The following is a 25,635-nucleotide window of genomic DNA, read 5'->3' on the forward strand; positions in this document are numbered from 1 at the left end:
ATAATTCATGCGGTTGGTCATAACCTGCGTGCGCCTGAGCTGCTGTCCTGGCTCTGGCGCACGCGACCCTACAACACTTCACAGACCAGCCTAGATCCGATGGAGTAAACATGAAGAAAATAAGTCTAACAAAAATGATCATATTAGGCCTGATACTCGGCATGATTGCCGGGGTGGCTATTAATAATATGGCATCGGCTGATACAGCAAAATCGTATGCGCAGGATATCTCTATTTTCACCACCATATTCTTACGTATGGTGAAAATGATTATCGCGCCGTTGGTTATTTCAACCCTGGTTGTCGGCATCGCGAAAATGGGCGATGCGAAAACGCTGGGGCGTATATTTTCAAAAACTTTTTTCCTGTTTATTTGCGCCTCACTGCTGTCGATTGCGCTGGGTCTGGTGATCGTCAACCTGTTCCAGCCAGGCGCGGGCATTAACTTTGTTGCCCATGACGCCGGGGCCGTGGCGGCCGTTCAGTCTGAACCGTTCACGCTGAAAGTGTTTATTTCTCACGCCGTACCGACCAGTATCGTTGACGCCATGGCGCGTAACGAAATCCTGCAAATCGTTGTGTTCTCAATCTTTCTCGGCTGTAGCCTGGCGGCGATTGGTGAGAAAGCCGAACCGATCGTGAAGGTGCTCGACTCTCTGGTTCACGTCATGCTGAAACTGACGGGTTACGTCATGCTGTTCGCCCCGTTAACGGTATTCGCCGCTATCTCCGGGCTTATCGCTGAACGCGGGCTGGGCGTGATGGTGAGCGCCGGGATCTTCATGGGTGAGTTCTACCTGACGCTGGGTATGCTGTGGGCGATCCTCATCGGCCTGTCAACGATGATTGTCGGTCCGTGCATCGGTCGCCTGACGAAAGCGATCCTCGAACCGGCACTGCTGGCATTTACCACGTCCAGCTCGGAAGCCGCGTTCCCGGGTACTCTGGATAAGCTGGAGAAATTCGGCGTCTCGTCCAAGATTGCCAGTTTCGTACTGCCTATCGGTTACTCCTTCAACCTCGTGGGTTCAATGGCCTACTGCTCGTTTGCCACCGTCTTTATCGCGCAGGCGTGCAACATTGAGCTGAGCATGGGCGAGCAAATCACCATGCTGCTGATCCTGATGTTGACTTCTAAAGGTATGGCAGGCGTACCGCGTGCCTCGATGGTGGTCATTGCCGCTACCCTCAACCAGTTCAACATTCCGGAAGCCGGTCTGATCCTGCTGATGGGCGTCGATCCGTTCCTCGACATGGGCCGTTCTGCAACCAACGTGATGAGTAACGCCATGGGCGCCGCGATTGTCAGTCGCTGGGAAGGCGAACATTTCGGTTCCGGCTGCCGGGGCACTGCGCCGGTCAAAACGCCAGAACAGGAGCGTCCTGCCACTGAGCCGTCAGAAGTGGTGATGTCCTGATGATATAAGGTTGCCGGATAAGCACTCGCCCCTTCCGGCAACATGCCAATCACACCAACAAGGTTGCACCATGAACGTAAAATTCTTCGGCGCGAGCATGTTAACCGCCAGCCTGTTTTTTAGCGCCGCCGCGCTGGCGCAAACGGCGCCGGACTACGCCGCATTGATCGAACAGGCACACCAGAAATACAAAAGTAACAACGACGGCAAAGTCGCCGACTACATCCCTGCCCTTGCCACTTACAGCCCCAACAACTTCGCCATTACCCTCGCTACCGTTGACGGCAAAATTTACCAGGCAGGAGACATCAACAAAGCATTCCCGATGGAATCGCTGAGCAAAGTTTTCACCCTCGCGCTGGCGATGGAACAGCACGGGCCGCAGGAGGTACTGGATAAACTCGGCGCTAATGCCACCGGCCTGCCCTTTAATTCCGGTCTCGCGGTCGAACTCACGAAGGGCGCACCGGAGAATCCGCTGGTCAATGCAGGTGCCATGAGTACCGTCAGCCTGATTGACGCCAAAGACAAAACCGACCGCTGGAACAAAATCCTCACCAACCTGAACGCCTGGGCCGACGCCACGCTCACGGTCAATGAACCGGTATTCAGATCGGAAATGGAGACCAACCAACACAATCAGGCGCTGGCGCAACTGATGGCATCGTACAACAGCTTCTACGGCAACACGCAGGAGGCCGTGGAGATTTACACCCGCCAGTGTTCAGTAGACGTCACCGTTGAGCAGCTTGCCAAAATGGGTGCCGTGCTGGCCAACAAGGGTAAATCGCCGTTCAACGGCAAACAGTTGCTCAATGAGCGTTATGTACCGCAGGTGCTGGCTGAAATGGCCATCGCCGGTCTCTATGACGGCAGCGGAAAATGGCTGTACACCGTCGGTATTCCGGCGAAAAGCGGCGTCGGCGGGGGCATGGTCGCGGTGGTACCGGGACAGTACGCCATTGCCGTTTACTCACCGCCGCTGGACAGCGCCGGGAACAGCGTGCGCGCCCAGCAGACTATTGAATATGTTGCCCATGCAACGCAGGCCAATCTCTTTATGGCGCATTAAGTGGATGCCGGATGGCGCTCATGCGCATCCGGCCTACGAATCAGGCATTTTTGTAGGTCGGATACGGCGCGACGCCGCCCTCCGGCGATATCAACCTTAACGTGAGAAGTAACATGTCTAAACCCTTTGTCTGGCAAGAACTCTTTGTACAAAGCAAAGAGAGTACGGAATACGAATTACTGAGCAATCAGCATGTTACGGTGACAGAGTTAGATGGCGAAGAGGTCATCAAAGTGGCGCCGGAAGCATTAACGCTGCTGGCGCAACAGGCATTCTATGAAGCATCGTTCTTCCTGCGCTCCGGACATTTAAAGCAGATCGCCAGCATCCTGCACGATCCGCAGGCCAGCAGTAACGACAAATATGTCGCCCTGCAACTGTTACGTAATGCGGAAGTGTCGGCGAAAGGCGTGCTGCCGAACTGCCAGGACACGGGTACAGCGACAGTGGTCGCCAGCAAAGGCCAACAGATATGGACCGGCGGCGATGACGCCGAAGCGCTCAGCAAAGGGATTTACACCACCTTTAAAGAAAATAACCTGCGCTATTCGCAAAACGCCCCACTGGATATGTATACCGAGGTGAATACCGGCACCAACCTGCCGGCGCAGATCGATATCAGCGCCACACCGGGTAACGAATACCGCTTCTTGTTTGTCAATAAGGGCGGCGGCTCAGCCAACAAGGCGGCACTGTTCCAGGAGACCAAATCGATCCTGCAACCGGAAAAGCTCACCGCATTCCTGATCGAGAAGATGAAATCACTGGGCACCGCAGCCTGCCCGCCGTATCACATCGCTTTTGTCGTCGGCGGTCTCTCCGCAGATCAGGCGCTCAAAGTCGCCAAACTGGCCTCAACCAAGTATTACGACAACCTGCCCACCAGCGGTAATGAGCTGGGTCAGGCGTTTCGTGACACGGCGCTGGAATCCGCGCTGCTCAATGCCAGCCGTGAATTTGGCATTGGCGCGCAGTTTGGCGGTAAATATTTCGCCCATGATATTCGCGTAATTCGTCTGCCGCGCCACGGCGGCTCCTGCCCGATCGCGATGGCGCTCTCCTGCTCCGCCGATCGCAATATCAAAGCGAAGATCAACAAACACGGGATCTGGCTGGAAAAACTCGAGCATAACCCAGGTAAATTTATCCCTGAATCCAGCCGCATCGAGAACAGCGCGCAGAGCGTAAACCTGGATCTGAACCGTCCGCTGCGCGAGATCCTGCATGATTTATCCGCCCTGCCAGTCGGTACGCGGCTTTCGCTAAACGGCCCGATCGTCGTCGCCCGCGACATCGTGCACGCCAAACTCAAAGAGCGCCTGGACAACGGCGAAGCGATGCCAGCGTACATGAAAGATCACATTGTCTACTATGCCGGCCCGGCTAAAACGCCGGATCAGATGGCCTGTGGTTCGCTCGGGCCAACCACCGGCGGGCGCATGGACGGCTATGTCGACGCTTTCCAGGCCGCTGGCGGTAGCTTGATCATGCTGTCCAAAGGCAACCGCAGTGCGCAAGTCACCGAGGCTTGCCATAAACACGGCGGATTCAACCTCGGCAGCATCGGTGGCGCCGCCGCCTTGCTGGCGCAGCAATACGTGAAAAGCCTGCGCTGCCTCGAATATCCCGAACTGGGAATGGAAGCGGTCTGGATGATGGAAGTTGAAAACCTACCTGCCTTCGTGCTGGTAGACGACAAGGGAAATAACTTCTTCAGCCAGTTTGAACAACAGCATCGTTGTGCATCTTGCCCGGCAGGACATTAAGGAGCGTTTATGCAAGCGCGAGCCAATGGCGACCGTCATCGCCAGCGTCAGCAAAAGCTGAAAGAACAGGTGGAAATCCGTGTGGCCGCCGCCACGGAACAAAAAGGGATTTTGATCGTATTTACCGGAAATGGAAAAGGGAAATCCACGGCCGCCTTTGGCACTGCCACCCGTGCGGTGGGTCATGGTAAAACCGTTGGCGTCGCGCAGTTTATCAAAGGCCAGTGGGATAATGGCGAATACAACACCCTGCATCCGCTGGGGGTTGAGTTTCACATTATGGGTACCGGGTTTACCTGGGAAACGCAAAACCGCGAGGCGGATATCGCGGCGGCGCAGGCTGTCTGGACAGAGAGCAAGCGCATGCTGGCCGATGCGCATTACGATCTGGTGGTCCTGGACGAACTTACATACATGCTGGCGTATCACTACCTGGATACTGACGAGGTGATTGCCGCCATTCGGGAGCGTCCGGCGCAGCAGAGTGTGATTGTGACCGGGCGAGGGTGTCACGCGCAGTTACTGGAGCTTGCCGATACGGTGAGCGAACTGCGCCCGGTCAAGCATGCGTTTGACAGCGGTATTCAGGCTCAGGCAGGAATTGACTGGTAGTTACGTCGTTGCCGGATGGCGCATGCGCTTATCCGGCTTCCCGTTTACCCGTCATCCGCCGTCAGCGTTCCAGGTGAGATACCACCGATTTTTGTAACAGCCAGTCGCGGAAAACCTGTAAATGACGGGATTCCGCTTTTTCTTCCCGCCAGGTCATGATGAAACGATTACCCGTGCGCATGGGCACATCGCAAGGGATCACCATGTCACCGTTGTCCAGATCGTGCTGGATCGCAAAACGTGGGAGCAGCGCAACCCCCAAATTCGATCGCACCGCGGCGATCAGCATCGACAGCAGATCAAAACGCGGGCCTTTGTTGACCAGTGGGCTACTGACATCCGACAGGGCGAACCACTCCTGCCAGCCGTTAATTCGCGTACTTTGATGCAACAAGGGAAACTCATTGAGCAACTCTTCAACCGCCAGTTTCTGGTTGGGCTGCGACAGCAAACTGCCGCTACAAACCGGGAGGATTTCCTCTTCGAACAGATACTCCACTTCTGACCACGGCGAACAGAAGTCTTCACGCATAATGGCCGCATCATATTCACGGTTGAGGAAATCGCCCATGTTCGCCAGCGAGTGAATATTAACGATAATATCGGGGTTAAGTTTGTTGAATTCACGCAGATTGGGGATCAGCCAGTGGGTGCTGAAGGTCGGGTTGACCGCCAGTTCAATGACTTCGACCGTGGGCTGCCAGGTCATAATGGTATTCGTATCACGCTCAAGTTTATTTAGCGTTTCTTTAACAATGCTCAAATAATGCTTCCCGGCCTCGTTTAAAAAAATCCGCTTTTTGGCATGATTAAATAATGCAGTATGCAGAAAATCCTCAAGTGCATTCACCTGGCGAAATACAGCACTTTGCGTTAATGCTAACTCCTCCGCCGCACGCGTATAACTTTCATGACGTGCCACCACTTCAAACGTCACCAGTAATTCAGTCTTTGGTATCTTTCCTCTCATAACGTCTTCCATATGCCGCGTACAAAAATAGTTTAATTTATAAAAAATAAATGCAACCGACTCCCGATTGGCCTGAGAGTTATATTTTATTTCCTACCTGGATGTCATTGATCCACTCCATGGTTTATTCACACAGGGGGCGAACAAATAATAACCAATAATACGCAAGACTGACCATAAACACAATTTAATTAAGGTTATTTTGCGACAAATAGCGCCAATAAGTTCTTAATAATTTTTCAAGATAACTTGTTTATCGGAGAAAAAACTTTGCGGGTTTAATCAATATTATTTACTTATTATTTCAGGAGAATTCAGTTCACTAAACGATAAGCAAACGATGACGTTTTTTTATCTGCTTTTACTATTTTTACCGTTTTTCCCGACAATAATTAAGGACGACATATGAAAAATTCCGGAAAAGTCTGGCTGGTTGGTGCAGGTCCTGGTGATATCAGCTTACTGACCCTTAAAGCCCTGCAGTGTATTCAACAGGCTGATGTCATCATTTACGATCGGCTGGTCAATCCTAAAATGCTTGAGTGGTGCTCAGCGAGCTGTACCTGCATCAACGTTGGCAAAAGTCCGGGCTATCATAGTGTTCCTCAGGAGGAGATCAATGCCCTGCTTATCCAGCATGCGCGAACACAGCGGAACGTTGTGCGCCTGAAAGGCGGCGATCCTTACGTGTTTGGCCGCGGTGCCGAAGAGGTGGAATGTCTGGTCGAAGAAGGCATTGCCTTCGAAGTGGTGCCGGGGATCAGTTCCGCCATTGGCGGGCTGGCCTGCGCCGGGATCCCGGTGACCCACCGCGACCTGGCATCCGGTTTTCATGTCGTGACAGGACATACCCGCGAAGGTAATCAGCAGCAGGACTGGCGGCAGTTGGCGAAGCTCAACGGCACGCTGGTGATTGTTATGGGGATCGCTAACCTGCCGTTTATTTGTGAAGAACTACTGATGGGAGGCAAATCACCGGCCACACCCGCGGCGATTGTGATGTCGGCTACCCGGGACAATCAGCGGCGCTTAACCTGTACGCTCGGTACATTACTCACGAAAGCACAGGAAGCGAATATTGTGCCACCGGCACTGATTGTGGTTGGCGATGTTGTCCGTTTGAGCGACCGACTCTCTTTTAATCCAGAGGTGATGGAACGCGCCTACAGCGAAAGGTGTTCATGACGGAATGACTGCGGAGACGTCTGGTGAGCCGCCCGGAACACCCGACAAAAATAGCTGGTCTGCGCATACTGAAGTTTCCGGGCGATGCTGTCGATAGAGTTCTTCGGATCGCGCAGCAACTCACTCGCCCGCTGCATTTTTTTCTGGCTCACCCAGGTTTTAAAATTCACTCCCTGCCGTTTCTTAAAGAAACGGCTAAAGTAGTTGGCGCTTAAACAGACATGCGCGGCCACCGACTCCAGCGTCAGTTCCTCGTATAAGTGTTCATCAATATAGCGCAGTGCAGCGACCAGTTTCTTTTCGTGGCGAGAAAGTTCCATTGCCGACAGACGCAAGTCGCTCAACTGCACATCAGCGGTATCCACCGTTTTACGCTGAACCGGACTGAGATTGTTAATAATAAAGCTGAGCAGGTTTGCCGCTGCCACCAGATGATTATTTTCAACAATCGCGACCTGATTCCAGGCTGATTTAATTTTAGGATCGGAAGCCCACTGCCGATCGTCATCAATGACAATAGTTTTATATTCCGGATACTTTGCGCGCACCTGACCGCAAATAATAAATCCCAGCAGATGCCCCTGACGAATTAACGGCATAGAGAAAAAACTCAACCCCGCATGACAGCAGAGTATTCTGATTTTTTCTTCTTTTAACCCTTCAAAAGCGCAATATTTATCACATTTCTGACACGTTTTTTGGTATTGCGGATTGGCGCGCAGTAATGAACAGAACGAATTAAAATTATGACAGGCAGAGATTTCCCGACCATTAATGTCTACCACCACGGCGGCGAGCCCGGTCGCCTTAGAAAACACCTCTGCCAGTGAGTAAAAAGTGTGTAAGACATCGTCCTGAATATGCTGAGGCACGTTACGCTCCGTCAGTGGTCTGGATAACGTCGCTACTATGCTTAATTTGTCCAGGTGAAAAAATGACCCTGACCGCAAAAAATAATCTCATTTAATCAGGTGATTATGATCAAATTGCAAGAGCGCCCCCCGCGCTCCTCAACACCAGTCCACCGACTGCTGTGACAACTTTTCCCAAAGATTAACGAATCTTCACATCTTCCTGTGAGCTTCATTTCAACATCACCCATCATTTTATTTATAATTTTCAATCAGTTATATAAATCACATACAATTTTATGATGTGCTTATTTGTGAGAATCATCATGTGAATGTGAAACGCCCTCCTGAATAATAGGCTCAATGACAAGATAATCTGAACGGAGTGGATGTATGCCCGTCACGACAGGTGTTATCGCCGACGACTTTACTGGCGCAACGGATATCGCAAGTTTTATGGCTGAGCAAGGCTGGAGGGTCGCGCTGCTGCCCGGGATGCCAGACGCCGCGCAGCCGTGGAATGAAGAGGTCGACGCGATTGTCATCTCGCTGAAAAGCCGTTCTCTACCGGCTGACCAGGCCATCGATCAATCATTACGCTGCTGGCAATGGCTGCACCACACGGCAGGTGCGCGGCAAATTTACTTTAAATATTGTTCCACCTTTGATTCCACCCCCGCCGGGAATATCGGTCCGGTCAGCGATGCGCTGATAGAAGCGATACACGCGCCGTACATCGTTCACTGCCCAGCCCTGCCACAAAACGGACGGACGGTGATTCACGGTCATTTGTTTGTGAATGGCGTATTACTGAATGAATCCGGCATGGAGAAACATCCGCTCAACCCGATGACCGATGCGAACCTGATTCGCCTGCTCACGGCGCAAACTGCCAGCGCTGTCGGGCGCATTGACCTCAGCACGATTCAGAAAGGTGTGGAAGCGGTCACTCACGCGCTGGAACGTTGCCAGTCTGAAGGTGTACGTCACGTGATCGTGGATACCTTCAGCGAAGCCGATCTGCAGACCCTCGCTCAGGCCTTACGTCATACACCGTTGCTGGCGGGTGGTTCCGGCCTGGGTGGTGCACTGGCCGCTTGCGCCGCACCACAGCGTGGGCGGGAAGCGGTACATCCCTTCCCGCAGCCGGCAAAAACGGTGGTGTTTTCCGGAAGTTGTTCCGCCATGAGTAACCGCCAGGTGAATCGCTATAAAGCACAGGCCGCTTCCCTTCTACTCGACGTGGCGCGCTGCCTGACAGACGCAGAGCGTTACAGCGACGAGCTGTCGCGGTGGACAATGACTCATGTCGATGACGCGCTCGCCCCATTGATTTACGCCACCCAGCCGCCGGAAGCGCTGAAACGCATTCAACAGGAGTACGGCGAGCAGCGCGCCAGCCGGGCGATTGAGCATACCTTTGCCAGACTGACGGCCAAACTGCAGGCCGCAGGCGTAAACAGTTTTATCGTCGCCGGTGGCGAAACGTCCGGCACCGTAGTGGAGGCGTTACAGGTGACGCGACTGACGGTCGGCAAAGCCATCGCGCCCGGCGTGCCGTGGGTGTTCTCCGCCGAGCCGCCGCTCGCGCTGGCGCTGAAGTCGGGCAACTTCGGTGACGAAGACTTCTTTTTCACCGCGCAGGAGTCTGCATGATGAGTCAGCTTAACGAACAACAACTCCGCGAACAGTTGGTGCACTACGGTCGTTCTCTGTTTATGCGCGGCTTCAGCAGCGGTGGTTCGGGCAACCTGAGCGTAAAACTGCCGGACGGCGGCTATCTGGTCACGCCGACCAACTCCTGTCTGGGCGAGCTGGACGCCGCAACGCTCAGTAAACTGGATGCCAACGGCGTTCACCTCAGTGGCGATAAACCGTCGAAAGAAGTGCCCATGCACCTGGCCTGGTATCGTCATCGTCCGGCCTGCGGCGCGGTGGTTCATCTGCATTCGCCATGGCTGACCGCCCTTTCCTGTCTGCCATGCAGCACACCGGAAAACTGTCTTCCGCCGTTAACGCCGTACTACGTAATGCGCGTCGGGCAGTTGCCTCTGTTGCCCTATTTCAAACCCGGTCATGAGGGGATTGCCGGCGCACTCAGCGAGATTGCGGCGGACCATACTGCCGCGCTCCTGGCAAATCACGGCCCGGTAGTCAGTGGTCGCTCACTTCGTGAGGCGGTGTTTAATGCCGAAGAGCTGGAAGACAGCGCCCGCATCTGGCTGACCTTAAAACCACTCGGCTACGTGCCGCTAACGGCGGAAGCAGTAGCTGAACTCGAACAATCCCGGCGAGCATGAGGTGAGAGGATGATCCCCGAACAACGACGTGATTTTATCTACCGCTACGTGCATGAAAAAAACGTCGCCTCGTTTAATGAGCTGGCGGATCTGATGAGCGTGTCGCACATGACCGTGCGCCGCGATATTCAGTTGCTGGAAGAAGAAGGCAAAGTCATCTCGATCAATGGCGGGGTGAAACTCAACAATCTGCTGAAATCGGAGCTGCCGTGGCGGGAAAAGGCCGAGCTGCATCATGACGTGAAGCGACGGATGGGGCAACTAGCCGCGATGTTGATAGAACCAGGGCAAACGCTGTATCTCGATGCGGGAACGTCGTTGTTTGAAGTGGCGAAAGCCGTCGCCGCCAGCCACTGCTTCAACCTGACGGTGGTGACGAACGATTTTTCCATCAGCCACTACCTGATGGATATGCCGCACATCACGCTATATCACACCGGCGGACTGGTGGATCAGCGCAACCGCTCATGCCTTGGGAAAAGCGCCGCCAGTTTTCTGCGCACGATCAATATAGACGTGGCGTTTCTCAGTTCGTCCTCGTGGGATACCGAACGTGGAATGTCGACCCCCAGCGAAGGCAAAGCCTCGGTGAAAGAGGCCGTGCTCACCGTCTCCCGCCGTCGGGTGCTGGTCTGCGACAGCAGTAAATTTGGCAAATACGGGATGTTCCACATCTGCTCGCTGGATCAACTAACCGACATTATTTCGGATAACCGGTTACCCGACGTAGCGCAGGACACCATTGCCAGCCAGGGCGTGAAACTGCACCTGGTGGATTGCCGGGAGGGAACGCATCATGCTGAAGTTAGCGGCTAACCTCGACTGGCTGTTTTGCGAACGTCCCATTGCGGAGCGCTTTCAGGCCGCAAAGGCGGCGGGTTTTCACGGCGTTGAAGGGCTGTTTCTCTGGCAGCATCCGCTGGATGTGCTGCTGGCGGCGCAACGGGAAACCGGTCTGCCGGTGGCGCTGATGAATGCGCCAGCGGGTCACTGGCAGGCCGGTGAACGCGGACTGGCCTCCCTGCCAGGCTGTGACGAGGCGTTTCATCGCAGTCTGCTGATTGCCCGCGATTACGCCACGGCACTGGGCTGTCGCAAGGTGCACGTCATGGCCGGATTGCGCGTGGCCGGACTTTCCGCTAACGCCCAGTATGAGCAATTAACCAACCGACTGCGTATCGCCTGTGACGTCATGGTTGGTGCCGATATCGACGTGTTGATTGAACCGTTAAACCCGGACGATATGCCTGGTTATTTTGTTGATAGCTTTCCACTGGCTGAACGTCTTATTCGCGAAGTGAACAGAAAAAATATCGGCTTACAGTTTGATATTTACCACTGCCAAAAAATACACGGTAATGTTACCCATCTTATTGAACATTATTTACCGATCATTAAACACTTTCAGATTGCTTCCGTACCCGGTCGCCATGAACCGGGAACGGGAGAATTAAATGAAACATGGCTTTTTGAATTTATTAAGCAAACAGGTTATCAGGGCTGGATAGGTTGTGAATATAAACCGTCAACACCAGGGCCCGAATCGTTACGCTGGATGACACCGTACTTATAATTTTAATATCTCTGTACCGGAAAACCGGAGGAACACATGTCGGATACTGTTATTATTTCGCTGGCACCCGTTGCCGCGGATTGCCCCAGAGTTATACCCGAAGAACTGGCGCAGGAAATACTGGCCAGCGTCGAACAGGGTGCAGCCATCGTGCATTTACACGTTCGCGATAAACAAGGTCGTCTGACGCCAGACACCACCGATTTTCAGGCGACGATTGACCACGTCATGCGCCATTCCAACCTGATTATTCAGGCCTCAACCGGTGGCGTCTCCACCATGTCGATTGCCGAGCGCTGCGCGCCTCTGGACTGTCCCGGCGTCGAAATGGCGTCGCTGAACGTCGGCTCCGTTAACCTCGGCGATGCCGTGTACGTTAATCCCGGACCGGACGTCGAATATTGTTCGCAACAAATAACCCAACGTTCCATTATTCCTGAATTTGAAGTTTTCGAAATTGGCATGATTAATAACATTCTGGCGCTGGAAGAAAAAATATCGTTCAAGAAACCGATGTTATTCAATATTGTCCTCGGACACCGTGGAAGTTCACCCGCGACGGTTGATGCGTTAATTGCCTTGCGCAGTATGATCCCTCGCGACGCCTTATGGGGAATTACCCATTTTGGCCGCAAGAATTTCGATATTATTGCGGCAGCGGTCGGCATGGGCGCCAGTGAAGTGAGAATTGGTTTTGAAGATAGCTATTATTTAAGCGCCGAAGAGAAAGCTCAGCATAATTATCAGCAGGTTGCCAAACTCGCCACGCTTATTCGCAGTATGGATAAAAAGGTCGCCACGCCGGATATTGCGCGGCAAATGTTAGCTATTCCACCACGGCAGTAATAACGAGAGAAAGGACATTTCACCATGACTATCACAACCGTTATTCACAAAACCGGACTGGGCGTCTGCATCGCCGGTGGCGCCCTGGCGGCAATTGGCGCCCTGATGCAGTCTCCCGCCCTCTGGCAGCCGGGGCTGGTGATGCTGACGACAGGCTTCGCGGCAGGTGCTGGCTACTGGACAAATCTTCGCAGCTACCAGTTTACCCTGTGGATCATTGCCGGCTTTGTCGCGGCGATGACCTGGTCAACCGATCTAATCGTCTGGGGCGGATTCAACATCACCCATAAATGGATCGTCTTTTTGGTGATCCAGGCGACCATGTTCAGTATGGGCACCAAACTCACGATTCAGGACTTTATCGACGTCGCTAAAATGCCCTGGGCGGTGTTTATCGGCACCTTCTGTCATTTCGTCATCATGCCTCTGCTCGGCCTGAGCATCACGCTGATCTTTGACTTTCCGCCGGAAGTGGCGGTAGGCATTCTGCTGATTGGTTCCTGTCCCAGTGGGCTCTCCTCCACCGTCATGGTGTATATCGCCAACGCCAACCTGGCGCTGGCGGTCTCGATCGCCGCCGTCTCGACGCTGGCGGCGACGGTCATGACCCCGCTGTGGGTGAATCTGCTGGCGGGTTCAATGATCGACATCCAGCTCACGGCGATGGTGATGGACGTCGTGAAAATCGTGTTGATCCCGATTGGCGCGGCGATTTTACATGACTACCTGAAAACCTATGCCGGCGTGCAGGGGCGTCGTACCGTGCAAACGCTGGCCGGGATCAGCGCCATCTGGCTGCTGTATATGCTTACCGGCGGCTGGGACACGCAGTTTGGTAGCGCCAGCGCCGACGCGCAAATGTATGCGGTGGTGCTGAACTTTGTGGCTGGCGGGATCATCTGGGCGCTGTTCTATAACTGGCTGTATGGACGCGTGGCCGGCGTTAAGAAGATCATGCCGACCATTTCGATGATGGGCATCATTTTCTTCACCACTACGGCAGCGGCAGCCGGGCGCGACAACCTGGTTCAGGTCGGCTTCCTGCTCTGCTTCGCCATGCTGATGCACAACCTCGGCGGCTTCCTGATTGGCTATCTGATGAGCCGCTGGATCTTCCGCATGGATGTTCAGTCCGCCCGGACGGTAGCCTTCGAAGTCGGACTGCAAAACGGCGGGATGGCATCAGGTCTTGCCGCCGCGATGGGAAAACTGGCCACCGTTGGTCTCGCCTCTGCGGTCATGACGCCGCTTGGCAACGTCAGCGGATCGCTGCTGGCTAACTACTGGCGCAAAAAGGATGCCCGACAGGCGCAGGCCCAGAGCGAGAGTTCGCCTGCTCAGCCGGTATCAGAACCTCTGTCAAAAGGATAACTCACCATGATGACTTTAACCCTGCAACAGGCACGACGCGCGGTAGACTGCGCGCTCGATCTCGCCGACACCCGTTATGCGCAACGTCCGCTCAGCGTGGCGGTGTGCGACGCTCACGGCGAGTTACTGAGCTTTGCCCGTATGGATAACGCCAAACTGTTGACCATTGAGCTGACGCAGCGCAAAGCACGCACCAGCAGCCGTTTAGGTTGCACCACTCAGGCGTTTTTGCAACGTCTGCAAAATGAGTCACTGGATATCAGCTACTTTGCTGACCCACGTTTTACCGCGCTGCCCGGCGGCGTACCGATTCTTCACAACGGTAAATGCGTGGGGGCCGTTGCGGTTGGTGGACTGTCCGCCCAGGAAGATCACGATGCGGCTATGGCCGTTGCCGAATGTTTGCTCAAGGAGTTCGCAGAATGAAAAAGATCGCTATGCTTCACACCAGTTCCGCCACGCTCGCCATGATGCAGCAACTGATCGGCGACATCATGCCAGAAGCTGACGTGATGCACCTGGTCGAAGAGTCGATGATTAAGCAGGTGATGAAGGCCGGAGGCGTGACGCCGAACATTGCGGCACGCATTGCCGACTACGTCCACATAGCCGAAAAAGCGGATTGCGAGATTTTCATCACCGCCTGTTCGTCTATTGGCACGGCGGTTGAACAGTGTCAGTTTATGACGCCGCTGCAACTTGCCCGTATCGACTGCGCGATGGTGGAACAAGCCATTAGTCTGGGTGAGAACATTGCCGTGCTGGCCACTGTCGCCACGACCATGAAACCGACGCTGGAGTATGTGCAGCGCAAAGTGCAGGCCAGCGGTAAGCAATGCACCGTGACGCCGATATTGATGGAAGAGGCCTTCCATGCTCTGCTGGCGGGCGATATGGAAACCCACGATCGCATCGTCAGCGAAGGATTGCACAGCGCGTATAAACAGGCTGATGTGGTTATGCTGGCGCAAGCGTCGATGGCGCGCGTTCTGCAGCAGCTTCCGTCGCCGCCCGTCCCGGTGATGACCTCTCCGGAAAGCGGCATCCGCTGGCTGAAAACGCTGGCGGAAAGCGCATAACCTGGCAAGCCAACACTCCCCCCTAGGCCGGATAAGCGCCAGCGCCATCCGGCCTACAGACAGGCAAAAAAAAGGCCATCATCAGATGGCCAACCATGTCGAAAATGGACCAGCCCTTTCCCCTGCATCACGGGTAAATGCAGGGGTTGGGCTGTTTTATTGCTTTTACTTAATGACGGTTTTCAGCGCTTCGCCGATATCGGCCAGGCTGCGAACGGTTTTCACACCAGCGGCTTCCAGAGCAGCGAATTTCTCATCCGCAGTCCCTTTACCACCGGCGATAATGGCGCCTGCGTGACCCATACGTTTGCCTTTCGGCGCGGTCACACCGGCAATGTAGCCAACAACCGGTTTGGTCACGTGATCTTTGATATAGGCCGCCGCTTCTTCTTCCGCGCTACCGCCGATCTCACCGATCATCACGATCGCTTCGGTCTGCGGATCTTCCTGGAACAGTTTCAGGATGTCGATGAAGTTAGAGCCCGGGATCGGGTCGCCGCCGATGCCCACACAGGTGGACTGGCCGAAACCGTAGTCGGTGGTCTGCTTAACCGCTTCATAGGTCAGCGTACCGGAACGCGAGACGATACCCACTTTACCCGGCTTATGAATGTGACCGGGCATGATGCCGATTTTGCATTCGCCCGGGGTGATAACACCCGGACAGTTCGGGCCGATCATGCGTACACCGGCTTCATCCAGCTTCACCTTCACGGTCAGCATATCCAGCGTCGGGATGCCTTCGGTGATAGTGATGATGAGCTTAATGCCTGCGTCGATGGCTTCCAGAATGGAGTCTTTGCAGAACGGTGCCGGCACGTAGATAACGGACGCGGTGGCACCCGTCGCTTCTACGGCTTCACGCACGGTGTTAAATACCGGCAGGCCCAGGTGCGTGGTGCCGCCTTTGCCTGGCGTTACGCCGCCAACCATCTGCGTACCGTAGGCAATTGCCTGTTCGGAGTGGAATGTCCCCTGGCTACCGGTGAAGCCCTGGCAGATAACCTTGGTATCTTTATTAATTAAAACTGACATTATTTCCCCTCCACTGCGGCAACAACCTGCTGAGCTGCATCCGTCAGACTTTTCGCTGCAATAATATTCAGGCCGCTGTCAGCCAGTTTCTTCGCGCCGAGTTCGGCATTGTTACCTTCCAGACGAACCACCACCGGAACGTTAACGCCCACTTCAGCCACCGCGCCGATGATGCCGTCTGCAATCAGATCGCAACGCACGATACCGCCGAAGATGTTAACCAGAACCGCTTTCACGTTGTCGTCAGAGAGAATAATTTTGAATGCTTCGGTGACGCGCTCTTTGGTGGCGCCGCCGCCCACGTCGAGGAAGTTTGCCGGTTCGCCGCCGTGCAGTTTCACGATGTCCATGGTGCCCATCGCCAGACCTGCGCCATTAACCATGCAGCCGATGTTGCCATCCAGCGCGACGTAGTTCAGTTCCCACTGTGCTGCCTGCGCTTCACGCGGGTCTTCCTGAGACTGATCGCGCATTTCGCGCAGATCCGGCTGGCGGAACAGCGCGTTGCCGTCAGCGCCCAGTTTGCCGTCGAGGCAGATCAGGTCACCCTGTTTGGTGATAACCAGCGGGTTGATTTCGATCAGCGCCAGGTCGCGCTCAAGGAAAATAGTCGCCAGGCCCATGAAGATCTTAGTGAACTGCTGAACCAGTTTGCCTTCCAGACCCAGTTTGAACGCCAGCTCGCGTCCCTGATACGGCATTGGGCCGGTCAGCGGATCAAGCGCCACTTTGTGGATCAGGTGCGGGGTTTCTTCCGCCACTTTTTCAATTTCAACGCCGCCTTCGGTGGAGGCCATGAAGACCACACGACGGGAGCTACGGTCAACGACCGCACCCAGATACAGCTCTTTATCAATATCGGTCGCCGCTTCAACCAGAATCTGGTTGACCGGTTGACCGTTGGCGTCTGTTTGATAGGTCACCAGACGTTTGCCCAGCCAGTGCTCAGCAAACGCGCGAATCTCTTCTTTGCTTTTTACAACTTTCACACCGCCCGCTTTACCGCGGCCACCTGCGTGAACCTGACATTTTACTACCCACGGACCCGCACCGATTTTCGATGCCGCTTCTTCAGCTTCACGCGGAGTAGTACAGGCATAACCCACCGGCGCCGGTAAGCCATAGCGGGCAAAAAGTTGTTTTGCCTGATATTCATGTAAGTTCATGTGTTCTGTCCATCCTTCAGGTAATCGTTATCTTTAAACCCGTAGACCGGCGTGGTGCTTGTGCCGGATGGCGCTACGCTCATCCGGCCTACGAGGCAGGTGATACTCTTGTTTACTACACGTCCAGCAGCAGACGAGTCGGATCTTCCAGCAGTTCTTTGATCGCCACCAGGAAGCCCACGGATTCGCGACCATCGATCAGACGGTGATCGTAGGACAGCGCCAGGTACATCATCGGCAGGATTTCCACTTTGCCATCGACCGCCATCGGACGATCTTTAATCGCGTGCATCCCAAGGATCGCGCTCTGCGGCGGGTTGATGATCGGCGTGGACATCAGCGAACCGAACACACCACCGTTGGTGATGGTGAAGTTACCGCCCGTCAGATCTTCCACCGTCAGCTTGCCGTCACGACCTTTGATAGCCAGCGTCTTGATGTTTTTCTCGATGTCAGCCATACCCAGCGTATCGACGTCGCGCAGGACCGGGGTCACCAGACCGCGCGGCGTGGATACCGCCATGCTCACGTCGAAGTAGTTGTGATACACCACGTCGTCGCCATCGATAGAAGCGTTCACTTCCGGATAGCGTTTCAGCGCTTCTACTACCGCCTTCACGTAGAAGGACATGAAGCCCAGACGGATACCGTGACGTTTTTCAAACGCTTCACCGTACTGCTTACGCAGATCCATGATGGGCTTCATGTTGACTTCGTTGAAGGTCGTCAGCATGGCGGTGGAGTTTTTCGCTTCCAGCAGACGCTCGGCCACGCGTTTGCGCAGACGGGTCATCGGTACGCGTTTTTCGCTACGTGCCCCCAGCGCTGGCTGTGCAGCAGGGGCTTCTGCCGGTGCTTTGGCCTCGGCTTTCGCCGGGGCTTTCGCCAGATGCTTATCCACATCTTCACGGGTGATACGTCCGCCCACACCGGTGCCTTTGATCGCACTGGCGTCGAGATTGTGCTCAGCCAACAGGCGACGGATCGCCGGGCTCAGCGCATCGTTATTTTGCTCTTCCAGAGAAGCCTGTTGACGCTGCGCCGGGGTAGACGCTTTTTCTTCAGACTTCGCGCTGGTTTCTTTACCCGCGCTATTGCCTTCACGCAGGCGACCGAGGATCTGGCGCGAGGTCACGGTGGTGCCTTCGTCTTCCAGAACCGCATCCAGAATGCCGTCCGCTGATGCCGGTACTTCCAGTACCACTTTGTCAGTTTCGATTTCTACCAGCACTTCGTCACGAACCACTGCATCACCCGGTTTTTTGTGCCAGGTGGCAACAGTCGCGTCCGCTACGGACTCAGGCAGGTCGGGAACAAGAATATCTACGCTACTCATTTTGTATCCTTTAATTAATCGACGTTCAGCGCGTCATTGACCAGATCTTGTTGCTGTTTCTGGTGAACGGACATATACCCTACCGCCGGAGAGGCGGAGGCCGGGCGACCTGCATAACGCAGAGCGGCCCCAAATGGAATCACTTCACGGAAATGATGCTGGCTGCAGTACCATGCGCCCTGGTTGAGCGGCTCTTCCTGGCACCAGACAAAATCATGTACGTGAGCGTACTGTTTCAATACGTCCTGCATCGCCTGATGCGGGAACGGATAAAGCTGTTCGATGCGCACAATGGCGACATCTTTCTGATTGTTCTTGCGACGCTGTTCCAGCAGGTCGTAATAAACCTTACCAGAACACATCACCACACGCTTCACGCCTTTCGGATCGAGGTCATCGATTTCACCGATGGCAGGCAGGAAAGTGCCGTTCGCCAGCTCATCCAGGCTGGAGACCGCCAGCGGATGGCGCAGCAGCGATTTCGGCGACATGACCACCAGCGGACGACGCATCCCGCGCAGCGCCTGACGACGCAGCATGTGATACACCTGAGCCGGAGTAGACGGTACGCACACCTGCATGTTCTGCTCAGCGCAAAGTTGCAGATAACGCTCCAGACGCGCGGAGGAGTGCTCCGGACCCTGCCCTTCATAACCGTGCGGCAGCAGCATCACCAGGCCACACATCCGGCCCCATTTCTGTTCGCCAGAGGAGATGAACTGGTCGATAACCACCTGCGCGCCGTTGGCGAAGTCACCGAACTGCGCTTCCCAGATGGTCAGGGTGCGCGGTTCCGCTGTGGCATAGCCATATTCGAAGGCCAGTACCGCTTCTTCAGACAACACGGAGTCCCAGACGCGGAAGCTGCCCTGCCCGTTGTGGACATGCTGCAGAGGAGTCCAGGTCGACCCGTTGGTCTGGTTGTGGATCACCGCGTGGCGATGGAAGAAGGTGCCGCGACCGGAGTCTTCACCGGACAGGCGAATCGGGATCCCTTCGTCAACCAGCGTAGCGTAAGCCAGCGTTTCTGCGCCGCCCCAGTCGAACGGTTTTTCCCCGTTCGCCATCAGCTGGCGGTCGCCGTAGATTTTGGCCACACGAGACTGCATCTCAACGGTTTCAGGCACCGTACTGATGCGTTTCGCCAGTTCCTGAAGGCGCTTCATTTCAACCTTGTTCGGGTACGCTTCATCCCACTCGTGGTTGAGGTACGGCGACCAGGTAAAGGAGTGCATATTCATCGGACGCCACTCTTTCACCACGCATTCGCCCGCGTCCAGCGCGTCGCGATACAGGTTGACCATTTCGGTGGCATCTTCCAGCGTCGCGACGTTATCCGCTTCCAGCTTATCCGCATAGATTTTGCGTGGGGTCGGATGCTTTTTGATTTTCTGATACATCAGCGGCTGGGTTGCGCTCGGCTCGTCGGCTTCGTTGTGGCCGTGACGGCGGTAGCACACCAGGTCGATGAAGACATCGCGTTTGAAGGTGTTGCGGAAATCCAGTGCCAGACGAGTGACGAAAGCCACCGCTTCCGGATCGTCCGCATTCACGTGGAAAATCGGTGCCTGTACCATTTTACCGATATCGGTGCAGTACGGGGTGGAACGTGCATCCAGTGGGTTAGAAGTGGTGAAGCCCACCTGGTTGTTGATCACGATGCGAACGGTACCGCCCACTTCGTAACCCCGCGCTTTCGACATGTTCAGGGTTTCCTGAACCACGCCCTGCCCGGTTACCGCAGCGTCGCCGTGGATGGTGATCGGCAGGACTTTGTTGCTGCTTGGTTCATCCAGACGATCCAGACGCGCACGCACCGAACCGATTACCACCGGGCTGACGATTTCCAGGTGCGACGGGTTAAACGCCAGCGCGAGGTGAACCAGGCCACCTTCGGTTTCGATATCCGATGAGAAGCCCATGTGGTACTTCACGTCACCGGTGCCGAGATGTTCTTTATGTTTACCCGCAAATTCGTCGAACAGATCCTGCGGTTTCTTACCCAGTACGTTGACCAGGACGTTCAAACGACCACGGTGCGCCATACCCAGCACCACTTCACGGGTACCGCTGTTACCGGCATGGCGGATCATCTCTTTGAGCATCGGGATTAACGCATCACCGCCTTCCAGCGAGAAGCGTTTCGCGCCAGGGAATTTGGCGCCCAGATAACGTTCCAGGCCTTCGGCTGCGGTGAGTTCACTCAGGAAGCGTTTTTTCTCTTCGCTGCTGAATGCCGCGCGACCGGATTCGATGCGCTGTTGCAGCCAGCGTTTCTCTTCGGTGCTGGTGATGTGCATGTACTCAGCACCAATCGGGCCGCAGTACGTTTGTTTGAGCGCGGAAAGCAGCTCGCCCAGCTTCATCGTCTCTTTGCCGCCGGCAAAAGAACCTACGTTAAAGCTTTCCTGGAAGTCGGCCTCTGTCAGATCGTGGAAGGACGGATCCAGATCGGCAACAGTGTCTTGCTGCCACAGTCCCAGCGGATCGAGATTCGCATGCTGGTGACCACGGAAGCGATAAGCGTTGATGAGCTGCAGGACTTTAACCTGCTTCACATTGGTGTCAGGGTCGGAAATCGAAGAAGAGTAACGTGAGGCATCCTTCGCCAGACGACGGAAATAATCACGCGTTTTTGAATGGAATTGATCCGGTTTGACTCCGGTGCCAGGTAACTGCTGGAACGTCGAACGCCAGTTAGCGTCTACCGAGTCAGGATCGGTTAAGAAGTCTTCATAGAGCTGTTCTATCCAGCTCTGGTTTGCGCCAGAGAGGTAAGAAGAGTCCAACCAGGCTTTCAAAGCGCTGTTCTGCATCGTGATCCCTTAAGCATTTGTATGCTTACTTCGCCGTGGATACTACCACGCATACGTCGTATGCGTGCCGGGGTTCACTTGTTACGGACTGTCGTGTGATCTGCGTCCGCTAAGGAACCTTTAAAAACTGTCTAATAATCGTCGTTGTTCAGGCTGCGACTGCGTTGCAACCGTCCCTCACCCGGTCACATAGTGAACTATGCTCCCGGCGATTCGTTCCGTTCGCGCCTTGTCTCGCGCTGAACATCTCGATTATTGCTATCAATGTGGCAGTTTTTAGAGGTTTCCTGCACTAATTTGCCTGATGGCGACCCCGTAGGCCTGATAAGCGAAGCGCCATCAGGCAACATGTGCCGGATGGCGACGTAAACGTCTTATCCGGCCTACAGGATTGCCACCGCGGGCAATGTCTACTTACGCACTGCGTTGCAACAGCATCGACTTAATATGGCCGATGGCGCGCGTCGGGTTCAGCCCCTTAGGACATACACTGACGCAGTTCATGATGCTGTGACAGCGGAATACGCTGAATGCATCGCTTAACCCTTCCAGGCGGCTGTCCGTCTCGGTATCACGGCTGTCGATCAGGAAGCGATAGGCCGCTAACAGACCCGCCGGACCGATAAACTTATCCGGATTCCACCAGAAGGATGGGCAAGACGTTGAGCAGCAGGCGCACAGAATGCATTCATACAGCCCATCGAGTTTTTCCCGCTGCTCTGGCATCTGTAAATGCTCACGAGCCGGAGGATTTTGCCCATTATTCAATAAGTAAGGCTTAATCTTCTCATATTGTGCATAGAATTGCCCCATGTCTACTACCAAATCGCGGATCACCGGCAAACCAGGCAGCGGACGGATAACAATTTTCTTACCGGGCTGAACCAGCGCTGATACCGGCGTGATGCAGGCCAGACCGTTCTTCCCGTTCATGTTCAGACCATCTGAACCACACACGCCTTCACGGCAGGAGCGGCGGAAAGAGAGACTGGGGTCTTTCTCTTTGAGCTGCATCAACGCATCCAGCAGCATCATGTCACGCCCTTCTTCGCCTTCCAGGGTGTAATCCTGCATGCGCGGAGCGTCATCAACATCCGGGTTATAGCGATAAATTGAAAACTCGAGTTTCATTGTCCTGTCTCCGCATTAGTATGTACGAATCTTCGGCGGGAATGCCGGGCGCAGTTTCGGTTCCATGTTGACTTCACGTCGGGTCATGGATTCCGTCTCTGGCAGATACAGGGAATGGCACAGCCAGTTTTCATCATCACGCTCCGGGAAGTCGAAGCGACTATGCGCGCCACGGCTCTCGGTACGGAAGTTGGCGGATACTGCGGTGGCATAGGCAGTTTCCATCAGGTTATCCAGCTCCAGACACTCTACGCGCTGGGTGTTGAATTCGCTGGAGGTGTCGTCCAGACGGGCATTTTTCAACCGCTCGCGGATGGCTTTCAGCTCTTCCAGACCTTTTGCCATCGCATCGCCTTCACGGAAGACCGAGAAGTTATGCTGCATACATTCCTGCAGCGCTTTGCGAATCACTACCGGATCTTCACCATCACGGTTATTGTTCCAGCGGTTCAGACGCGCCAGGGACGCGTCGATTTCGTCTTCTGTGGCATCGCGTAGTTCACCCTGCTCGGCGATAGATTCCTGCAGATGCAGACCGGCCGCACGACCGAAGACCACCAGATCCAGCAGCGAGTTACCACCCAGACGGTTAGCGCCGTGTACCGATACGCAGGCGATTTCACCCACCGCAAACAGCCCCGGAACCACCACGTCTTCACCCTGCTCGTTCACCGTCAATGCCTGACCGGTCACTTTGGTCGGAATACCGCCCATCATGTAGTGACAGGTTGGGATAACCGGAATCGGCTCTTTCACCGGGTCAACGTGTGCAAACGTACGGGACAATTCCAGAATGCCCGGTAGACGGGATTCGAGGACGTCTTTACCCAGATGGTCAAGTTTCAGTTTAGCGTGCGGACCCCAAGGACCATCGCAGCCGCGACCTTCACGGATTTCGATCATGATGGAACGCGCCACCACGTCACGGCCCGCCAGGTCTTTCGCATTCGGCGCATAACGCTCCATAAAGCGCTCACCGTGTTTATTCAGCAGGTAACCGCCCTCACCGCGGCAGCCTTCTGTTACCAGCACGCCCGCACCGGCAATCCCGGTTGGGTGGAACTGCCACATTTCCATATCCTGAACCGGAACACCGGCACGGATTGCCATCCCCACGCCGTCGCCGGTATTGATATGCGCGTTAGTGGTGGACTGATAAATGCGGCCTGCGCCGCCGGTGGCCAGCACGGTTGCACGGGCTTTGAAGTAAACCACTTCACCGGTTTCGATGCACAGTGCGGTACAACCGACCACTGCGCCATCGGCGTTTTTGACCAGATCCAGCGCATACCACTCGGAGAAAATGGTGGTGTGGTTTTTCAGGTTCTGCTGATACAGCGTATGCAGCAGCGCGTGACCGGTACGGTCAGCTGCCGCTGCGGTGCGTGCCGCCTGCTCACCGCCGAAGTTTTTCGACTGGCCGCCAAACGGACGCTGATAGATACGACCGTCGTCGAGACGGGAGAACGGCAGCCCCATATGTTCCAGTTCCAGAATCGCTTCCGGACCGGTTTTACACATATATTCGATAGCGTCCTGGTCACCAATGTAGTCCGACCCTTTCACGGTGTCGTACATGTGCCATTCCCAGTTATCTTCATGGGTATTACCGAGCGCAACGGTGATGCCACCCTGCGCAGATACGGTATGGGAACGGGTTGGGAACACTTTGGACAGCAGCGCACAGGTCTGGCCGCTCTGGGAAATTTGCAGCGCCGCACGCATACCTGCGCCGCCTGCACCAATGACTACAGCATCAAATTCTCTGACTGGCAGTTTCATTACACACCCCACACCACAACAAATCCATAAATCACGTAAACCACCAGTGCAACGACGATAGCCAGTTGCAGCGACAACCGAATTGCCAGCGGTTTAACGTAGTCGGTCAACACCTGCCACATGCCGATCCAGGCATGAATCAAGATGGAGAAGAGTGCCAGCAGGGTGAACACTTTGGTGAAAGCCGATGAGAAGAAACCGGTCCAGACTTCCCAGGTCAGTTCGCCGCTTGTGGCGAAGAATCCCACCATATAGATGATGTATAACGTCAGAACGATAGCGGTAGCACGGACCAGGATGAAGTCATGTACGCCATTGCGTCCTAGTGCGGAGGCGTTGCTTACCATACGAGGACTCCTGCGAGAAGTGAAAGCACGACAGTGATAACAAAAGAGATTTTGGCTGAGCGTTTACCCGCTTCGAATGTTTCTTCCAGATAGCCAAAATCCATCATCATGTGACGAACACCGACCACGACGTGATACGCCAGCGCGGTAAGGATGCCCCACATAATAAATTTAACAAAAAAGCTACCCATGATGGCGGATGCCTGCTGGAATCCTTCAGGGGAAGAGAGGCTGGTGCCCAGTAACCACAACAGGATCCCGACCGCCACAAAGGTGATCACTCCGGAAACGCGATGGAGAATGGACGCTATCGCCGTGATTGGGAACCGGATCGTTTGCAGATCCAGATTGACAGGTCTTTGTTTTTTCACATTTCTTATCATGAATAACGCCCACATGCTGTTCTTATTATTCCCTTTGGACTTCGGGTACAGAGAGTGAATCACCTGTAGCCTGAAAGACGACGGGATTTCCTTCCTCCGGTCTGCGTGCGGGTCAGACAGCGTCCTTTCTATAACTGCGCGTCATGTAAAACACTGCTTCCAGTTGCTAAAACGACACGTTACAACGCTGGGTGGCTCGGGATTGCAGGGGTTTCCGGAGACCTGGCGGCAGTATAGGACGTTCACAAAATCATTACAATTAACCTACATATAGTTTGTCGGGTTTTATCCCGAACAGTGACATAGGTCACGATAACAACATTTATTTAATTTTTAATCATCTGATTTGACAATCATTAAACAAAGTTGTTACAAACAACACCAGAAAAGGCATATAATGCGTAAAAGTTATGGGGTCACTCTTTAACCTGCAAATAAGTTATGTAACAGTAGGAAGATATTGACCGATCCCTTCAGTACAGTTAATAGTGATAGACAGGTTGAATAATTCGGATTGCTAAGTTGTTGATTTGTTGCTAATTCACCATGAGTTAACTGATTTACCTGCAAGCGCCCATTGCTCTGTACCCTGGTTT

Annotated in this window: 23 protein-coding genes; 13 read left to right on the plus strand and 10 right to left on the minus strand. The window is 54.5% G+C overall.

Annotated features, from left to right (window positions below; translation table 11 throughout):
• Positions 1–110 precede the first annotated feature (110 nt).
• The 4 genes from JTI98_RS19145 to cobO all read left to right on the plus strand — a co-directional run bounded on the left by JTI98_RS19145 (position 111) and on the right by cobO (position 4,868).
• Positions 111–1,418: a dicarboxylate/amino acid:cation symporter gene (locus JTI98_RS19145; protein WP_043001352.1), complete on the plus strand. Its 1,308-nt coding sequence runs from the start codon at positions 111–113 to the stop codon at positions 1,416–1,418.
• 70 nt (positions 1,419–1,488) lie between these two features.
• Positions 1,489–2,490: a glutaminase A gene (gene glsA / locus JTI98_RS19150; protein ID WP_044266316.1), complete on the plus strand. Its 1,002-nt coding sequence runs from the start codon at positions 1,489–1,491 to the stop codon at positions 2,488–2,490.
• Positions 2,491–2,603: 113 nt separating this feature from the next.
• Positions 2,604–4,256 (plus strand): class I fumarate hydratase, encoded by a 1,653-nt coding sequence (locus JTI98_RS19155; protein ID WP_043001354.1) that lies wholly within the window; start codon positions 2,604–2,606, stop codon positions 4,254–4,256.
• Between the two features lie 9 nt (positions 4,257–4,265).
• Entirely contained in the window at positions 4,266–4,868 is a 603-nt protein-coding gene (gene cobO, locus JTI98_RS19160; RefSeq protein WP_043001355.1) for a cob(I)yrinic acid a,c-diamide adenosyltransferase, read from the plus strand.
• Between the two features lie 61 nt (positions 4,869–4,929).
• Here cobO and JTI98_RS19165 read toward each other — a convergent pair whose 3' ends face one another.
• The gene (locus tag JTI98_RS19165) at positions 4,930–5,838 is read right to left on the minus strand and encodes a LysR family transcriptional regulator (RefSeq protein ID WP_043001356.1); all 909 of its coding nucleotides are present in this window, start codon (positions 5,836–5,838) and stop codon (positions 4,930–4,932) included.
• A 405-nt stretch (positions 5,839–6,243) separates the two neighbouring features.
• On the opposite strand from JTI98_RS19165, the gene cobA reads away from it, so the two are divergent.
• Positions 6,244–7,023, plus strand: a complete 780-nt coding sequence (cobA, locus tag JTI98_RS19170) for a uroporphyrinogen-III C-methyltransferase (RefSeq protein ID WP_216081677.1) — start codon at positions 6,244–6,246, stop codon at positions 7,021–7,023.
• Here the strand turns inward: cobA and JTI98_RS19175 are convergent.
• Positions 7,002–7,895, minus strand: coding sequence for a PocR ligand-binding domain-containing protein (locus JTI98_RS19175; RefSeq protein WP_054176155.1), 894 nt, complete (start codon positions 7,893–7,895; stop codon positions 7,002–7,004). The genes cobA and JTI98_RS19175 overlap by 22 nt on opposite strands.
• Positions 7,896–8,267: 372 nt before the next feature.
• Here JTI98_RS19175 and otnK point away from each other — a divergent pair, with 372 nt between their 5' ends.
• Genes otnK through JTI98_RS19215 form a run of 8 tightly spaced genes read left to right on the plus strand, consistent with a single transcriptional unit; the run spans position 8,268 to position 15,043 of the window.
• Complete coding sequence (otnK, locus tag JTI98_RS19180) at positions 8,268–9,530, plus strand: 3-oxo-tetronate kinase (RefSeq protein ID WP_216081678.1); 1,263 nt, start codon at positions 8,268–8,270, stop codon at positions 9,528–9,530.
• Positions 9,530–10,174: an aldolase gene (locus JTI98_RS19185; RefSeq protein ID WP_216082270.1), complete on the plus strand. Its 645-nt coding sequence runs from the start codon at positions 9,530–9,532 to the stop codon at positions 10,172–10,174. The genes otnK and JTI98_RS19185 overlap by 1 nt, the downstream gene beginning before the upstream one ends.
• Positions 10,175–10,183: 9 nt before the next feature.
• Complete coding sequence (locus JTI98_RS19190; RefSeq protein WP_042285318.1) at positions 10,184–10,990, plus strand: DeoR/GlpR family DNA-binding transcription regulator; 807 nt, start codon at positions 10,184–10,186, stop codon at positions 10,988–10,990.
• Positions 10,971–11,747, plus strand: a complete 777-nt coding sequence (locus JTI98_RS19195; protein WP_216081679.1) for a hydroxypyruvate isomerase family protein — start codon at positions 10,971–10,973, stop codon at positions 11,745–11,747. The genes JTI98_RS19190 and JTI98_RS19195 overlap by 20 nt, the downstream gene beginning before the upstream one ends.
• A gap of 36 nt (positions 11,748–11,783) precedes the next feature.
• A complete protein-coding gene (locus JTI98_RS19200; protein WP_044327994.1) occupies positions 11,784–12,593 on the plus strand; it encodes a 3-keto-5-aminohexanoate cleavage protein in 810 nt (269 codons plus the stop codon).
• Between the two features lie 24 nt (positions 12,594–12,617).
• Positions 12,618–13,964, plus strand: a complete 1,347-nt coding sequence (locus JTI98_RS19205) for a bile acid:sodium symporter family protein (protein ID WP_044327995.1) — start codon at positions 12,618–12,620, stop codon at positions 13,962–13,964.
• 6 nt (positions 13,965–13,970) lie between these two features.
• Entirely contained in the window at positions 13,971–14,390 is a 420-nt protein-coding gene (locus JTI98_RS19210) for a heme-binding protein (protein ID WP_044256550.1), read from the plus strand.
• On the plus strand, positions 14,387–15,043 hold the full coding sequence (locus JTI98_RS19215) for an aspartate/glutamate racemase family protein (RefSeq protein ID WP_044266333.1): 657 nt from the start codon (positions 14,387–14,389) through the stop codon (positions 15,041–15,043). The genes JTI98_RS19210 and JTI98_RS19215 overlap by 4 nt, the downstream gene beginning before the upstream one ends.
• A gap of 165 nt (positions 15,044–15,208) precedes the next feature.
• Here the strand turns inward: JTI98_RS19215 and sucD are convergent, their stop codons facing one another.
• The 8 genes from sucD to sdhC all read right to left on the minus strand — a co-directional run bounded on the left by sucD (position 15,209) and on the right by sdhC (position 25,054).
• Positions 15,209–16,078: a succinate--CoA ligase subunit alpha gene (gene sucD, locus JTI98_RS19220; RefSeq protein WP_006685455.1), complete on the minus strand. Its 870-nt coding sequence runs from the start codon at positions 16,076–16,078 to the stop codon at positions 15,209–15,211.
• Positions 16,078–17,244, minus strand: coding sequence for an ADP-forming succinate--CoA ligase subunit beta (gene sucC / locus JTI98_RS19225; RefSeq protein ID WP_042320639.1), 1,167 nt, complete (start codon positions 17,242–17,244; stop codon positions 16,078–16,080). The genes sucD and sucC overlap by 1 nt, the downstream gene beginning before the upstream one ends.
• A gap of 115 nt (positions 17,245–17,359) precedes the next feature.
• Positions 17,360–18,580 (minus strand): 2-oxoglutarate dehydrogenase complex dihydrolipoyllysine-residue succinyltransferase, encoded by a 1,221-nt coding sequence (odhB, locus tag JTI98_RS19230; RefSeq protein ID WP_044256556.1) that lies wholly within the window; start codon positions 18,578–18,580, stop codon positions 17,360–17,362.
• A gap of 14 nt (positions 18,581–18,594) precedes the next feature.
• Positions 18,595–21,396, minus strand: coding sequence for a 2-oxoglutarate dehydrogenase E1 component (gene sucA / locus JTI98_RS19235; RefSeq protein WP_044327997.1), 2,802 nt, complete (start codon positions 21,394–21,396; stop codon positions 18,595–18,597).
• Between the two features lie 414 nt (positions 21,397–21,810).
• Positions 21,811–22,527, minus strand: coding sequence for a succinate dehydrogenase iron-sulfur subunit SdhB (gene sdhB / locus JTI98_RS19240; RefSeq protein WP_216081680.1), 717 nt, complete (start codon positions 22,525–22,527; stop codon positions 21,811–21,813).
• Positions 22,528–22,542: 15 nt separating this feature from the next.
• Positions 22,543–24,309: a succinate dehydrogenase flavoprotein subunit gene (gene sdhA / locus JTI98_RS19245; protein ID WP_043001369.1), complete on the minus strand. Its 1,767-nt coding sequence runs from the start codon at positions 24,307–24,309 to the stop codon at positions 22,543–22,545.
• Complete coding sequence (sdhD, locus tag JTI98_RS19250; protein WP_043001370.1) at positions 24,309–24,656, minus strand: succinate dehydrogenase membrane anchor subunit; 348 nt, start codon at positions 24,654–24,656, stop codon at positions 24,309–24,311. Before sdhD ends, sdhA begins: the two co-directional genes overlap by 1 nt.
• Positions 24,650–25,054: a succinate dehydrogenase cytochrome b556 subunit gene (gene sdhC, locus JTI98_RS19255; RefSeq protein WP_043001371.1), complete on the minus strand. Its 405-nt coding sequence runs from the start codon at positions 25,052–25,054 to the stop codon at positions 24,650–24,652. Before sdhC ends, sdhD begins: the two co-directional genes overlap by 7 nt.
• Between the last annotated feature and the right edge of the window lie 581 nt (positions 25,055–25,635).

Source organism: Citrobacter sp. MGH 55 (genome assembly GCF_016906145.1).
Taxonomy (GTDB): domain Bacteria; phylum Pseudomonadota; class Gammaproteobacteria; order Enterobacterales; family Enterobacteriaceae; genus Citrobacter_A; species Citrobacter_A amalonaticus.